Source organism: Corallococcus llansteffanensis (assembly GCF_003612055.1).
In the GTDB taxonomy this organism is placed as follows: domain Bacteria; phylum Myxococcota; class Myxococcia; order Myxococcales; family Myxococcaceae; genus Corallococcus; species Corallococcus llansteffanensis.
Genome location: NZ_RAWB01000262.1, coordinates 1 through 13,577, shown reverse-complemented (window position 1 = coordinate 13,577; position 13,577 = coordinate 1). Strand labels below are relative to the sequence as shown.

Sequence of the window (13,577 nt, the reverse complement as noted above, 5' to 3'; positions counted from 1 at the left end):
GGTGGGAGCGGCAACTGGGGCAAGCCCTGCCGGCCACTTGCAGCGTCCTGTGGCTTCCACTTAGACGCGACTCCGGGGCGAATCCCGGGGTTCCAACGTTGGGTGGTGCTCAGTCGTGCGTGGGGCTGGAGGGGGCGGAGCCCGCGGACGCAGGCAGGTCCGCGCACACGCGCAGGCCCACCGCGACGTCGCGCATGGAGGCGTCCGGCAGCTCGCGGTTGGTGGAGCGCGCGGACGTCACGGCGAACGAGTAGCTCCCTCCGCGGGCCACCGGGCGGCCGGGCTCCAGCCACGAGCGTGTCCACTCCCAGACGTTGCCCGCCATGTCGTCCGTGCCGAAGGGGCTGCGGGACGCGGGGTGGCTGCCCACGACGTCCGGGCCGAAGCCGCCCGGCTCCTTGCCGTAGGTGGTGTCCACGTTGGCCTCGTCCGGGCCCAGCCGGTGGCCGTGGGGGTACTCGCGGCCGTCCACGCCGCGCGCGGCGCGCTCCCACTCCAGCTCCGAGCACAGCCTCGCCCCCGGCACGCGCCCGGACGCGGCGAGCCACGCCACGTAGGCCTCCGCGTCGGAGAAGGAGATGCCGCTCACCGGGAACTGGCGCCAGTCCTGCTCGGCGCGCTGGGTGCGCTTCGCGTAGCGCAGGGGCTCGCCGCTCCGGGCCGTGTAGAGCACGCCGCCGGGCTGGAAGCGCAGCCGCCAGCCGCCCGCGTCCTCCTCCAGCGCGAGCACCCCGGCATAGCCGCCGGTGCCCACGCGGGGCTGGCGCTTCACGCGCTCCTGCGGGGGCAGGGCCTCCAGGTACGCGAGCCAGTCCGCGTACGTCGTCTCATGGCGGGCGACGAGGAAGGCCGGCACGGGCACCGGGTGCAGGGGGACGGCGTTGAAGAAGTCGCGCACGCTGGACTCGGCGGCGCTGCCGAAGCGCACCTCGCCCGGGGGCACGTAGGCGAACCCTGGCGGGAGCGAGCCCGCGCGGGGCAGCGGCAGGACGACGCGCCGCGCTTCACCGCGCTGGAGGAGCAGCGGCTGCACCGCGTCCTCGTGACCCGGCGCGCGCACGGTGAGCTGGTAGGGGCCGGGGGCCACGGCGACGTCGTTCCAGGGCAGCGGGCCGGTGGACGGCACGGGCTCGCCCGCGACCTCCGGGCCCCCGGGCTCGCGCGTCAGGGGGCGCAGCTCCGCGGTGGCGCCGGGCACGTCCACGGCCAGCGACAGGCGCGCGGGGGCGTTCCAGCGCTGCCAGCGGGTGCCGTCCGGGTCGTAGAGGCGCAGGCGCTGCAGCAGCGCGGGCAGCGCGGGCTCGCGCTCGCTTTCGGCCCACAGGGCGCGCTCGTAGAGGAAGTCCGCCAGCGCGTCGCGCACGTCGGCGCGGCCGGGCGCCAGGGCCAGCGCGCGCTCCAGCCGGTCCGCCACGACGTCGAAGTGGTGGGCGAGCTGGGCGGCGTGCCCGGTGGCCTTCGCCCAGCCGCGGTCGCCGTCCGCCTTGTGGCCGGAGTCGTAGAGGCGGAAGGCCTCGGTGCGCTCGGCCTGGAGCGCGTCGCGTTCGCCGCGCACGGCGCCCAGCTCCGCGGTGGCCGCGCCCAGCTCGGCGCGCACGCGCCCGTCGAGGATGCGGCGCTCGCGCCACTGGAGGCCCGCGTACACCAGGGCCAGCGACACGAGGAAGCCCAGCGCCAGCCCCTGCTTCAGGCGCCGGCTGCGCACGCCGGTGCGGCGCGAGGTGTCCAGGAAGGACTGCTCGCGCTGGGTGAGCTCGGACGGCTCCAGCACCAGCGTCTCCGCGAGCTGACGCGGACCCCAGAGCGACTCGCGCGCGTGGCTCAGGCGCTCCCACTGCGCGGCGGCGGCCTCCAGCCGGGCCTGCACCTCGCGGCGCTCGCCCGCCTCCACCAGCCAGCGCGCCAGCGTCGTCCACCCGGTGAGCAGCGCCTCGTGGGCCAGCTCGTACGCGGTGCCGCCCTCCCCTTCGCGCGCGACGAGCAGTCGCGCGCGCACCAGGGCCTCCAGCGCGGCGCGGTAGCGTGGGTCGTCCCCCACGAGCTCGCGGTCCGTCTTGCGCGCGCGGGTGCCGTCCGAAGTCACCAGGCGCAGCATCACCCCGCGCGCCGCCGCGCGTTGGTCTGGCAGCAGGCGGGCCACCGCGGCGTCGGCGTGCCGCGCGAGCGCCCCGGACACGCCGCCCAGCGAGTCCAGCGCCGCCTGCGTCATCACGCCCCGGGCCTCGTCGCGCGCGTCCCACAGCTCCGCCAGCGCGAACTGGAGCAGCGGCAGGCCGCCGTCGGAGGCCGCCGTGGAGGCGACGAGCGCGTCCACCACGGCCTCGGACTCGAAGCGCACGCCCTTGACGCGCGCGGGGCCGACGATGGCCTCGCGCGTCTCCTCGGGGGTGAGCGCGCGCAGCAGGTACAGCGCGTGCGGCACCTCCGGCCCCAGGCCGGGCACGCCGGTGAGCCGGGTGAGGAAGTCGCTGCGACCGGTGGCGAGCAGCCGCAGTCCGCCGGCCGCCTCCGTGAGCGAGCCCAGCGCGGCGCCCGCGGTCGCCGCCTCTTCCGGAGGCGACAGCGTCACCAGCTCCTCGAGCTGATCCATGTAGAGCAGCAGGCCGCCCTGGGTGCCCAGCTTCGCGCGGAGCCTGCGGCCCAGGGACGTGGGGTCCTGGCGCAGCGTCTCCGCGAGCGGCTCCTCGCCCACCTCCAGCACCGGGGCGAGCGCGGCGGCGAGCGCGGAGACGGGCCGGCGGCCGGGCACGAGCCGCGCGGTGCGCCAGCGCCGGCCGTCCTCCAGCGCGCCGTCGCACACGGCGGGCAGGATGCCGGCGAGGCACAGCGACGACTTGCCCACGCCGGAGTCGCCCGTCATCAGCAGGAAGGCCTCCGCCTTGAGGCGCTCCAGCACGGCGCGCTGCTCGCGGCGGCGGCCGAAGAAGAGCGAGCGGTGCTCGGCCTCGAAGGCCTGGAGGCCGCGGTAGGGGTTGCCCTCCGGGACGACGACGGGCACCTCCTCGCGCGTCAGGGCCTCCAGCGCGTCGAGCAGCTGCGCGGCGGACGCGTGGCGCTGGCCCGGGTCGCGGCGCAGGCACTTGTCGATGGCGGCGGCGAAGCCGGGGTCCACCGACGGGGCGACCTCCAGGAGGGGCCGCACGTCGCGGGTGCGCACGGCCTCGGACAGCTCGCGCCAGGGCACGTCGCGGAAGGGGCCCCGGCCCGCGCACAGCTCGTAGAGCACGACGCCCAGCGAGTACACGTCGCTGCGCGCGGTGAGCTCCTCGCCGGCCCAGGCCTCCGGGGACATGTAGTACGGCGTGCCCACCAGCGAGCCGCGCGGCAGCGACGGCAGGAAGACGCCATCCAGCGAGCGGGCGCCCAGGGCGGGGCTGGACTCCGGGTCCCAGTCCGCGGGCAGTTCCGGGGGCGGCATGGGCGCGCGCGGGGCGGTGGGCTCGTTGCTCTCGGCGCGGTCGAGCAGCTTGGCCAAGCCGAAGTCGAGCAGCTTCACCTCGCCGCTCTCGGTGAGCACGGCGTTGCCGGGCTTGATGTCGCGGTGGAGCACGCCCCGGCGGTGGGCGGCGCCCAGCCCCCGGGCCAGGTCCCGGCCAATGGCGAGCGCCCGCTCCCACGACACGGGCCGGGCGAGCCGGTCCAGGCTCACGCCCCGGATGAACTCGGAGATGAGGTACGGCTGATCCTCCAGCTGACCCACCCGGTACAGCGTGACGACGTTGGGGTGCTGGATGCGGGCGGCGGCGCGGGCCTCCACCAGGAAGCGCGCCAGGGCGTTGGAGCCCAGCGACGGAATGAACTTCACCGCGACGGGGCGCTCCAGGAGCGTGTCATGCGCCAGGTACACCCGGCCCGTGCGCCCCCGTCCGAGCGGCCGCACGATGCGGTACTCGTCGAACTCCTCTGGAGGAGTCCACGCGTCGGAGGGAGGGGACGAGGCGGGAGAGCCCACCGGGGTTGCCTACGGCTCCCGCGTCCGGGGGTCAACCCGGGGGCCCACGGGAGGCCGGCCTGGAGCAGGGGGCCGCACCCGAGTGTCCACCAGCGGACAGCACCGGCCCCAGGGGTCGTTCACTCCTGACCCGAGCGGGGCTTCGCCTTGCTGGGTTTGAGCATGTTGCGGATCTTGTTCTCCAGGTCCTGGGGCAGGCACGGCTTGGCGACGAACTCGTCCGCCCCCACGGAGAGGGCGTGTTCGGCGTTACCGGCGAGCACGTGACCGGTGAGGGCCATCACGGGGATGTCCCGGGTGCGCAGGTCCTGCTTGATGCGCCGCGTCGCCTCCCAGCCATCCATGATGGGCAGGGACAGGTCCATGAGGATGATGTCCGGCTCCCCCACCTGGGCCCGCTCCACGGCTTCCACGCCGTTGCGGGCGGTGTCGACCTCAAACCCGCAGAATTCCAGATACTCCGCGTACATCTCGCGGGCATCGTCGAAGTCGTCCACGACGAGGACGCGCTTCTTGGCGTTCACGGGAGTCGGCCCACCGCTCGCGGTCGGCTCGCTCTCCGGGGATGTCATGACCGCGTTCTTCATGGAGCAGAGGCCTCGCATGCAGGGGAGGGGCAGGATGAATCTAAACACGCCTTTGAAAAAGCGCCCGTTCTCGCAAGATTTCCCTGGACGGGATCTGATGGAAAGCGGGTCCGGCGTCCGGTGAGAGACAGGGGGACGGTGGATGGGGGTGTGGGTGGATGGCGTTTCGGGCGTCAGTGATTGACGCGATGCACGTGGAGGGCGCTCTCGCTGGTACCGAGGGTCGGGTCGGTTCCTTCAATCCAGGCGATGATGGGCTCCCTGTCCGGGCTGAGGGCCAGTGAGGGCAGTTCCTTCTTCCACATGCCAGGGGCCGGTCGCAGGGTTCCGGAGACGTCCTCCCAGCGATCACCGGTCCACTGCCGCGCCTGCCCCACCATGCTCGAAGTCGCAGGTTGAGTGCGCACCTCGATGAACAGGGCCGTTAGCAAGCCTTGAGCGTCCACGACGATGCCATGGAGGGTCCGTTCATGGGTGCTGGGAGCGGAGTCCACAGGCCCGCCCACGATAAGCCAGGCGCTCCCATTCCACCGTTTGATGACCGGCCTCCAGCTTCCATCGACCCGCACCGAGACACCGACCAGGAGGCTTCCATCGGGATGGAAGACCCGGGCCGAAGGCAGCCCCCCGAGCCCCGCCGAGATGTCCTGCCAGGCCGACCCGTTCCATCTCACCACGCGACCCACATTCACCCCCTGCGAGTCACGCTCCCGGAACGTGAAGACAGGCTGCCCTGCGGCATCCAGGTCAAAGCCCGGATAGGTGACGGTCCCTACCAGCGGCAGAGGTCCAGCCTTTGCGACCCACGCACTGCCATCCCACTGACGAAGCACGAACTGGTGTTGGGAGTCATTCCCCTCCTCCCATGCAACCACAGGAGCCTGTTGCGTCCCGCTGCTGAAACCCATCCAGGAGATGTGCCCGCCGGCCAGACTGGAGTTCAGGAACGTCCCCAGGGACTCCCAGGCCGTGCCATTCCATCGCCGAGCGTGAAACTGACTGATACCGCTTTCGAAGTACTCAAACCATGCCACCAGGGGGCGGCCTTCAGCGTCTATCTGAAGCGCGCTGTTCCAGACAGCGAGAGTGTTCGTCGCGCCTGATTTCAGCGGACCACCAAGGTACTCCCACGCGTCGCCGTTCCAGCGCCTGACGTGGACACCGCCATGCTGCGCCCACGCCACGAGGGGGCGCGAGTCTCCGCCGATTCGAAGCGAGGCCCTGTCGATGAGACTGGCGTCAGGGCTTCCTGCCCGCAGTGGCTCTCCGACCAGGAGATATGACGGGATCGTCCATCTCCAATCCCGGGACGTCGCGTCCATGCTGTTCCCAGCCAGATCGGTGACGGCGGCGTCAATCGTGACAGCGACCTGACTGTCCACGGGCAAAGGGGTATGAGGAGAAATCGTCAGCGCCCTTCCATCCCCTGACAGCGACACGTCCGCACTGAATGGCGCGGAGTCCACCGTCAATTGGATGGACTGGGTGCTGACGCTGGAGGCCCGCAGGGGCTCAGAGAACGTCGCATGGATCGCCATGCCCGCTGGAACAAGGAATGCGGCGTTGGCAGGGGTCTGGGAGGTCATCCTTGGAAGGGTTCGATCCACCGTCACGGTGCGCTCGGGACTCGTGAAGACCTGCGAGTTCCGGGTCGCTCGCACGGCAAGGACATGAGGACCTTCAGGCAGCGACCAGGTCTCCCAGTTCAGCGAATGGGACGCGGAGAGCAGGCCCACCGGCGTGCCATCCACCAACAACTCCACACGATCAGGAGTTGGGCCAGTGACCTCCACGCTGACCCGGAGCGTCCCATTGGTGGAGTTCCCGGCTTCGGGTGACAGCCAGCTCACCGTGACAGGACGCGAATCCTGGCTTCCCGCATCCGGAAGTGCCCCCGGTTCCAGGTCAGGCACCTGGATGCAAGCTGAGCCCATCATCCACAGCACCAGCAGCAGGCTCTTCGAATTTCTCATGAGGCCGGCGCACAGCAAGAAGAGATCCATTCCATGACGGGTCCACGCGCTGTTGCTTCCCTCGCGAGCCCGTCTCCATTCAAGACGTTGGATCCGGCAGGAGGGACGTGGCCGCGTGTGGGCCCTCCGGATAGCAAGATGCCCCTGTGAAGCCAGGGCTTCACAGGGGCACCAGGTTCAACTCAACACATCCGGTTCAGCGCGACGCGACTCGAATCAAGGAGTCGGAGCCGGAGTCTGCGCGGGCTGGATCGCGATGCCAACGGCCGACAGGTCCGAGCTGACGGGCTGGCCCCAGATGCTCTCGTAGGCCTCGTTGGTACCCACCGTCGGCAGCTTGCTGAAGGCAACGACGAGCTCCAACTGGGACGGATTGAGCGCGACAGTGCCCGTGTACGTGAAGGAGTACCGGCTGCTGTATCCGGACGACTGGATGCCGAAGACAGGCAATTCGGCGGGCGTGCGCGTCACATAGGGCGCCGTGGGCTCATTGATGAACAGCGGGAATCCCTGGCCGCTGTAGTTGTTGAGCTCACCGTAGGCCGTGGTGCCGATGCGCCCGTCGTTGTTGAGGTCCGTATTGAAGAACACCTGGACCTGCGTGCCCGCCGGAGCCCGGAGGGGCGCGCCGAAGTTCACGTGGATGACCTCACCCGGATTGATCTGCGTCGCCGTGACCGTACCCACCTGGGTGGTCTCCTGGTAGCGGAACTCGGCGATGGTCACGGACTTGGGGGTGGCCTGGCTGCCACCGAAGAAGAAGCCCGTCTGGGTGAGGTTGGTGCCGCCCTCGGCGGACACCGCGCGCACGAAGAGGTTGTACTCCTTGCCCTCCTGGACGACGCCCGAGCCCGGAGAGATGGTCGCCGAGTAGCCGCCGTTGTTCACGGTGGCCGTCACCGCCAGCGACTCCTTCGCGTACTCGTCCGTCAGGCGCACGAGCATGGAGCCCGGCTGCACCGGCTGGTTGAAGTACACGTAGATGGGCTCGCCCGGGCGGACCAGGTTGTTGAGCGGATCCGTGACCTGGGCAGCCTTGAGGCTGGACACGTTGCTGCTCTCGATGGCGAGCGCACCACCCTGAGGCCGCGTGTACGGCAGGTTGACGACGCGCGTGACGCTGGTGCTCACGATGGCGCTGCCCGAGTAGCTCGTCACGAAGCCGCCCGTCTCCGGGGCGCCGTCGCCGTTGGCGTCCATCGGGGCAACCCACAGGTTGTACGTGCCGTTCAGCCGCGCCAGCTCCGTACCGGAGGGCACGCCGGTGAACGTCAGCACGCCCTGATCATCCGCCGTGGCCTCCACGTAGACCCGGCTCACCACGGAGGTGCCCGTCTCGTAGTTGCTCAGGATGATGGAGCCCGCCTTGTCCACCTCCAGCGAACCCTTCGCGCCCGCGGCCGGCCGGCCATCCGGCGTCACCACGACGAAGCGCAGCGAGCTGTTCAGCTGCGCCAGCGTGATGGGACCGAAGCTCGCGTTGCCGTTGTTGATGGGCACCGTGCCCGCCTCGGCCGGCACCGTCGACGTCGCGCGCAGCGTCGCGTAGCCCGCCTTGCTGAACGTCAGCAGCACCTGCGCCGCCGCCGGCACGTCCGTCATCACGAAGTTGCCGCTGGCGTCCGTCGTCGCCGTCTTGGCCGTCGCCTGGCTGCCAATCGTCATCGACACCGTGACGTCCGCCAGCGCCGTCAGGTTCGTGCCCAGCACCTGGCCCGACACGGTTCCCTTCGGCGTCGAAGGCACCACCACCGACACGTTGTTCGGATCACGAATGCCATCCACGACACCGTCGTTGTTCGCGTCGGTCTCGTCGCTGCCGCACCCCCATGCAAACAGCGGCAACACAGCCATCACCAGAAGCTTCTTCATCATCCCCACCTTGAATTTTTGACGGAATTTTCACGCCCTAGCTGTCAAGAAAGGGCGGAAATCGGACACTCCCTGACCCGAGGCCATGGCGTCAAGGTGGGGTAAAATCCACCCAAGGGTGAATGCTAGGATGACACGCCATGTCGGACGTCAATGCCCCCTGCCTGGGCTGCGCCATCGTTCGTGGGGACACCCACACCACCGGTGGAGTCCTGGCGCGCGCCCCCGGATTCGTGCTCCACGCGGTGGCCTCGCCCAGCCCCGTCCCCGGCTGGGTGGTGCTCACCAGCGAGGAGCACGTGCGCGGCTGGTACGACCTGGAAGAAGCGGCCTCGCGCGAGCTGGGGCCGTTCACCGCCCGGGTGATGCGCGCCCAGCGCGAGGTGCTGGGCGCGGAGCACGTCTATGCCTTCGCCATTGGCGACGTGCTGCGCCACTTCCACCTGCACCTCGTCCCCCGCTTCGCGGACACACCGCCGCACCTGCGGGGCCGGGGCGCCTTCGACGCGGCCCCCGGCGAACACCTCCCTCCCGAGAGGCTGGAGGCCGCGGCCCTCCGGCTCGCGGCGGCGCTCGCCCGCTGACCCACGCCGGACGTGACGTGGGCCAATCCACAGGCTTCCGGCCACTGTCATGGACCTGACACGTCATCGGGGGAAGAATGCAGGGCGTCACCATGCGTGTGTCCTTCCTCGGCCCCTGGCTGCTCTCGCTGCTGCTCTTCACCACCGGTCCCGCCCTGGCGGACAACACGGCGGATGAGGCGGACATCGCCTTCGAGCTGGGCAACGACGCGTACTCCCACGGCAACTACACCGAAGCGCTGCGCTCGTACTTCACCAGCTACCGGCTGGTCCCCAACCGCAACGTCCTCTTCAACATCGCGCGCTGCTTCGAGGCCCTGGGCAAGTTCAACGAGGCCTACCGCTACTACAACGACCTGCTGGGGGAGGACCTGCCCACCGAGGACGCCGACGAGGTCTCCCGCTCCCTGGAGCGGCTGCGCCCCAAGGTCGCCCTGGTGCGCGTCACCACCAACCCCAAGGGCGCGGACGTCTTCGTCGACCGCACCGACCTGGGCAGCCGGGGCCGCTCGCCGCAGACGCTCGCGCTCACGCCGGGCCGCCACAAGGTCCTCGTCCGCAAGGACGGCTACCGCCCCACGGAGTCCACCGTCACCGTCACCAAGGGCCGTGAGGTGCCCGTGGACCTGGACCTGGGGCTCATCACCGGCATCGTCGAAATCACCGGCACCCCCGAGGGCGCCGAGCTGCGCGACTCCCCCACCGGCCCCATCCTGGGCCGCCTCCCCGCGAAGCTGCGCCTGTCCCCGGGCCAGCGCGTGCTCCACGTGCGCGCCCCCGGCCACGCCCCCGGCCAGTACGTCATCGACGTGCCCGCCGAGGGCACCCTGCCGCTCACCGTCACGCTGAGCGCCCAGACGCGCCCCACCGGCCGCGTCGTCGTCACGTCCAACCACGACGGCGCCACGGTGCGCGTGGACGGCCGGCCCGCGGGCTTCACCCCCACCGTCGTCACCCTCCAGGAGGGCGAGCACGTGCTGGAGGTGGAGAGCCGCGACGTGCGCCCCGTGCGCCAGAAGGTCACCGTCGTGCCCGACCAGGAGGTGAAGGTCCACGCCACCCTGCGCTACGAGCCGCCCCCGGTGCGCGCGGCGTCCAAGAGCCTCTTGTCCGTGGACGAGGCCCCCGCCTCCACCACCGTGCTCACGCCGGAGGAGCTGCGCGCCTTCGGCTGGCGCACGCTCGCCGAGGCGCTGGCCGGCGTGCGCGGCTTCTTCCTCACCGACGACCGGACGTACACCTACCTGGGCGTGCGCGGCTTCTCCCCGCCGGGCGACCTCAACACGCGCATCCTCATCCTCTGGGACGGCCACGCGATGAACGACGTGTGGGCCGGCCAGGGCTACGCCGCGCACGACCTCAGCGTGGACCTGGAGGAAGTGGAGCGCATCGAGGTGGTGCGCGGCCCCGGCAGCGCCCTGTACGGCACGGGCGCCTTCTTCGGCGTCATCAACGTCGTGCCCCGCGAGACGCTGGGCCTGGACCGGCGCCTGGAGATCACCGGCTCCGTGGGCGCGATGGGCTCCACGCTCGCGCACGCCACCACGTCGTGGGAGGACCCCGACCGCTCCGTCCTCTTCAGCCTCGCGGGCATGAAGTCCCGCGGCGCGGACACCACCCTGCTGGGCACCCCCGGCCCCATCGTCACCGGCCTGGACGGTGAACAGGCCGGTACCGGCTCCGTGCGCGCCCGCCTGGGCAGACTGTCGCTCGTCGCGCAGCTCCACGGGCGCACCAAGGACGTGCCCACCGCGCCCTACGGCACCGTGGTGGGCGCGCAGGGCACCCGCGTGCGGGACGTGCGCGGCTTCGCCGAGGCGAGGTACGAGCGCGCCCTCTCCGAGCGCCTGTCCCTGTCCCTGCGCGGCGCCGTGGACCTGAGCCGCTACCAGGGCTACTGGAACTACGGCGGGGACCCCGCCCAGACGAACACCGACTCCGGCGCGGCGGACTGGCTCACCGCCGAGGCGCGTCTGCTGGTGGGCCTGCTCGAGTCCCACCGCCTCACGTTCGGCGTGGAGGGCCAGGCCCAGCTGCGCGTGGATCAGAAGAGCGTGGGTCCGTCCGTGGGCATGCCCCTGGAGACGCGGGACCGCTCGCTGGTGTCCGTGTACGCGCTGGACGAGTGGCGCCTGCACCCGCGCCTGAGCCTGTCGCTGGGCCTGCGCGTGGACAAGTACAGCGACCTGGACTCGCTGCCGCTCACGCCGCGCCTGGCCGTCATTGGACGGCCCTACGACAAGGGCCTCACCAAGCTGGTGATTGGCCGCGCCTTCCGCGCCCCCAACTTCTACGAGCTGTTCTACCAGGACAACTTCCTCACCCAGCGCCCCGCGGAACAACTCGAACCCGAGACCATCACCACCTTCGAGGTGGAGCACTCGCACGACCTGACGAACGAGCTGCGCCTGACGTTCGCCGGCTACCACAACCGCATCTCGCAGCTCGTCACGCTCATCACCGAGGACGCGCCCACGCCCCGCTGCGGCACCCAGGGCGCGCCCAGCCAGTGCCTCGTGTACACGAACAACCCCGGCACGACGTTCGCGTGGGGCGCGGAGGCCGGGCTGCACTGGCAGCCGGGCCGCTGGCTGCTGGTGGACCTGAGCTACTCCTACGTGCGGCTGGCCAATGCCTCCCTGGACGTGGTGCAGGCCGCGCCCGCGCACCTGGCCTCCGGGCGCTTCCTGCTGCCCGTGGGCAACGGCGACATGCGCATCGCGACACAGGCCACCTACCAGAGCGCGCGCGTGGACACCCTGCCCGGCGCCAACAGCGGCGAAGCGTTGCTGGTGGGCTTCGGCGTGTCCGGTGACTACGGCCGGCTGCGCTACTTCGCTGGCGTGAACAACCTGCTGGACGCGCGCTATGCCCTGGTCGTGAGCGACGACGTGTCCGTCGGCCCCGTGCCCCAGTACGGCCGCACCTTCAACCTCCAGCTCACAGGCAGCTTCTGAGCCGGACCTTCCGCGCCATGGCCGACACCTCGCTCGACTTCATCCACCCCGGACACCCGCTGTACGACGGGGAGCTGGAGCTGCGCTTCCGCGTGCTGCGCGAGCCCTTGGGCTTCGCGCGCTCGGACGTGAAGTTCCCCTTCGAGGACGACAGCCTCCACCTGGTGGCGCACGCGGGCGGCACCGCCGTGGGCTGCGTGCTCTTCCACCCGGAGGATGCGCACGGCGGCCGGCTGTTCCAGATGGCCGTCGATTCCTCGCTGCAGGGCCAGGGGCTGGGAGCGCGGCTGGTGCGCGCGCTGGAGGAGGAGCTGCGCCGCCGCGGCTTCCGCCACGTGCACCTGCACGCCCGCGCCCCCGTCGTCCCCTTCTACGAACGGCTGGGCTACGCGGTGTACGGCGAGCCGTACGAAGAGGTGGGCGTCCCCCACCGGAACATGCAGCGCGACCTCTGAAGGCTCAGGTGGCGGGGGCCTGGGCCGGCACGCGGCGGCTGCTCCAGAGCACCGTCACCAGCGCCGTGAGCGACATCGCCGCGCCCACCGCGCACACGCCGGGCCAGCCCGCGCGCGTCCACGCCGCCGTCCCGGCCCACGCGCCCGACGCCCCACCCACGAAGTAGGTCACCATGTAGAGCGTGTTGAGCCGGCTGCGCGCGTCCGGCCGCAGCGCGTAGACGCGCGCCTGGTTGGTGATCTGATTGGCCTGCGCGCCCAGGTCCAGCAGCACCACGCCCAGCGCGATGCCCCACAGCGTGTGCCCCAGCAGCCACAGCACGCCGAAGGAGGCCAGCAGCACGGCGATGGCCAGCGCGTTGAGGCGCCGGTCCCCGCGCTGATCCGCGTAGCGGCCCACGAGGGGCGCGATGGCCGCGCCCGCCACGCCCACCACGCCGAAGAGGCCCGCCACCTGCGCGTCGTAGTGTCCGGGCAGGGACTGGAGGTAGAGCGCCAGCGTGACCCAGAAGGCGCTGAACGCGCCGAAGGTGAGCGCGCCCAGGACCGCGTGCAGGCGCAGCACCGGCTCCGTGCGCGCCAGGTGGATGAGCGAACGCATCAGCGCGGGGTACGGCATGGAGGCCAGGGGCGGCTGCGCGGGCAGCGTGAAGCGCAGCACGATGCCCAGCACGACCATCAGGCCCGCGGCCGCCCAGAACAGGGTGCGCCAGCCCAGGTGCGTTCCCACGAAGCCCGCCACCGTGCGCGACAGCAGGATGCCGATGAGCAGCCCGCTCATCACCGTGCCCACCACCCGCCCGCGCTGCGAGGGCTCCGCGAGATGCGCGGCGAAGGGGATGAGCAGTTGCGGAATCACCGTGGTAACGCCCAGCGCGAAGCTCGCCGCCACCATCACGCGCAGGTCGGGCGCGAGCGCCGTCGCCACCAGCGCCAGGCTCACGCAGCCGCACAGCACGAGGATGACGCGGCGGCGCTCCAGGCTGTCGCCCAGCGGCACCAGGAACAGGATGCCCACCGCGTAGCCCACCTGCGTCAGCATGGGCACCAGGCCCAACGCGCCGCCCGAGGCGCCCAGCGTCCGGCCCATGTCTCCCAGCAGCGGCTGGTTGTAATAGAGGTTCGCGACGCTGAACGCGCCCGCCACCGCCATCAGCCAGACCAGCGAGGGGCGCAGCGGCGTGGACGGGGCGGGGG

8 protein-coding genes are annotated in these 13,577 nt (G+C 71.3%); 3 read left to right on the top strand and 5 right to left on the bottom strand.

The window, feature by feature from the left end:
- Positions 1-109 precede the first annotated feature (109 nt).
- The 4 genes from D7V93_RS23400 to D7V93_RS23385 all read right to left on the bottom strand — a co-directional run bounded on the left by D7V93_RS23400 (position 110) and on the right by D7V93_RS23385 (position 8,387).
- Positions 110-3,952 (bottom strand): bifunctional serine/threonine-protein kinase/formylglycine-generating enzyme family protein, encoded by a 3,843-nt coding sequence (locus D7V93_RS23400; protein ID WP_120645525.1) that lies wholly within the window; start codon positions 3,950-3,952, stop codon positions 110-112.
- Between the two features lie 119 nt (positions 3,953-4,071).
- Entirely contained in the window at positions 4,072-4,524 is a 453-nt protein-coding gene (locus D7V93_RS23395; RefSeq protein WP_372338342.1) for a response regulator, read from the bottom strand.
- Between the two features lie 188 nt (positions 4,525-4,712).
- On the bottom strand, positions 4,713-6,542 hold the full coding sequence (locus D7V93_RS23390) for an Ig-like domain-containing protein (protein ID WP_120645523.1): 1,830 nt from the start codon (positions 6,540-6,542) through the stop codon (positions 4,713-4,715).
- A 186-nt stretch (positions 6,543-6,728) separates the two neighbouring features.
- Complete coding sequence (locus D7V93_RS23385; RefSeq protein ID WP_120645522.1) at positions 6,729-8,387, bottom strand: carboxypeptidase regulatory-like domain-containing protein; 1,659 nt, start codon at positions 8,385-8,387, stop codon at positions 6,729-6,731.
- 137 nt (positions 8,388-8,524) lie between these two features.
- Here D7V93_RS23385 and D7V93_RS23380 point away from each other — a divergent pair, with 137 nt between their 5' ends.
- From D7V93_RS23380 to D7V93_RS23370, 3 genes are all read left to right on the top strand, one after another.
- Positions 8,525-8,968 (top strand): HIT family protein, encoded by a 444-nt coding sequence (locus D7V93_RS23380; RefSeq protein WP_120645521.1) that lies wholly within the window; start codon positions 8,525-8,527, stop codon positions 8,966-8,968.
- Positions 8,969-9,060: 92 nt separating this feature from the next.
- Positions 9,061-11,925 carry a TonB-dependent receptor domain-containing protein gene (locus D7V93_RS23375; RefSeq protein ID WP_120645527.1) on the top strand — a complete coding sequence of 955 codons (2,865 nt, stop codon included), beginning with the start codon at positions 9,061-9,063 and terminating at the stop codon, positions 11,923-11,925.
- Between the two features lie 17 nt (positions 11,926-11,942).
- On the top strand, positions 11,943-12,380 hold the full coding sequence (locus D7V93_RS23370; RefSeq protein WP_120645520.1) for a GNAT family N-acetyltransferase: 438 nt from the start codon (positions 11,943-11,945) through the stop codon (positions 12,378-12,380).
- 4 nt (positions 12,381-12,384) lie between these two features.
- Here the strand turns inward: D7V93_RS23370 and D7V93_RS23365 are convergent, their stop codons facing one another.
- On the bottom strand, positions 12,385-13,557 hold the full coding sequence (locus tag D7V93_RS23365; RefSeq protein ID WP_120645526.1) for an MFS transporter: 1,173 nt from the start codon (positions 13,555-13,557) through the stop codon (positions 12,385-12,387).
- Positions 13,558-13,577: the final 20 nt, after the last annotated feature.

Bases quoted from the DNA above. Each gene is read 5' to 3' on its own strand.
- D7V93_RS23395 (WP_372338342.1), bottom strand. From the start codon at position 4,524: ATGACATCCCCGGAGAGCGAGCCGACCGCGAGCGGTGGGCCGACTCCC.
- D7V93_RS23390 (WP_120645523.1), bottom strand. From the start codon at position 6,542: ATGGATCTCTTCTTGCTGTGCGCCGGCCTCATGAGAAATTCGAAGAGC.
- D7V93_RS23385 (WP_120645522.1), bottom strand. From the start codon at position 8,387: ATGATGAAGAAGCTTCTGGTGATGGCTGTGTTGCCGCTGTTTGCATGG.
- D7V93_RS23380 (WP_120645521.1), top strand. From the start codon at position 8,525: ATGTCGGACGTCAATGCCCCCTGCCTGGGCTGCGCCATCGTTCGTGGG.
- D7V93_RS23375 (WP_120645527.1), top strand. From the start codon at position 9,061: ATGCGTGTGTCCTTCCTCGGCCCCTGGCTGCTCTCGCTGCTGCTCTTC.
- D7V93_RS23370 (WP_120645520.1), top strand. From the start codon at position 11,943: ATGGCCGACACCTCGCTCGACTTCATCCACCCCGGACACCCGCTGTAC.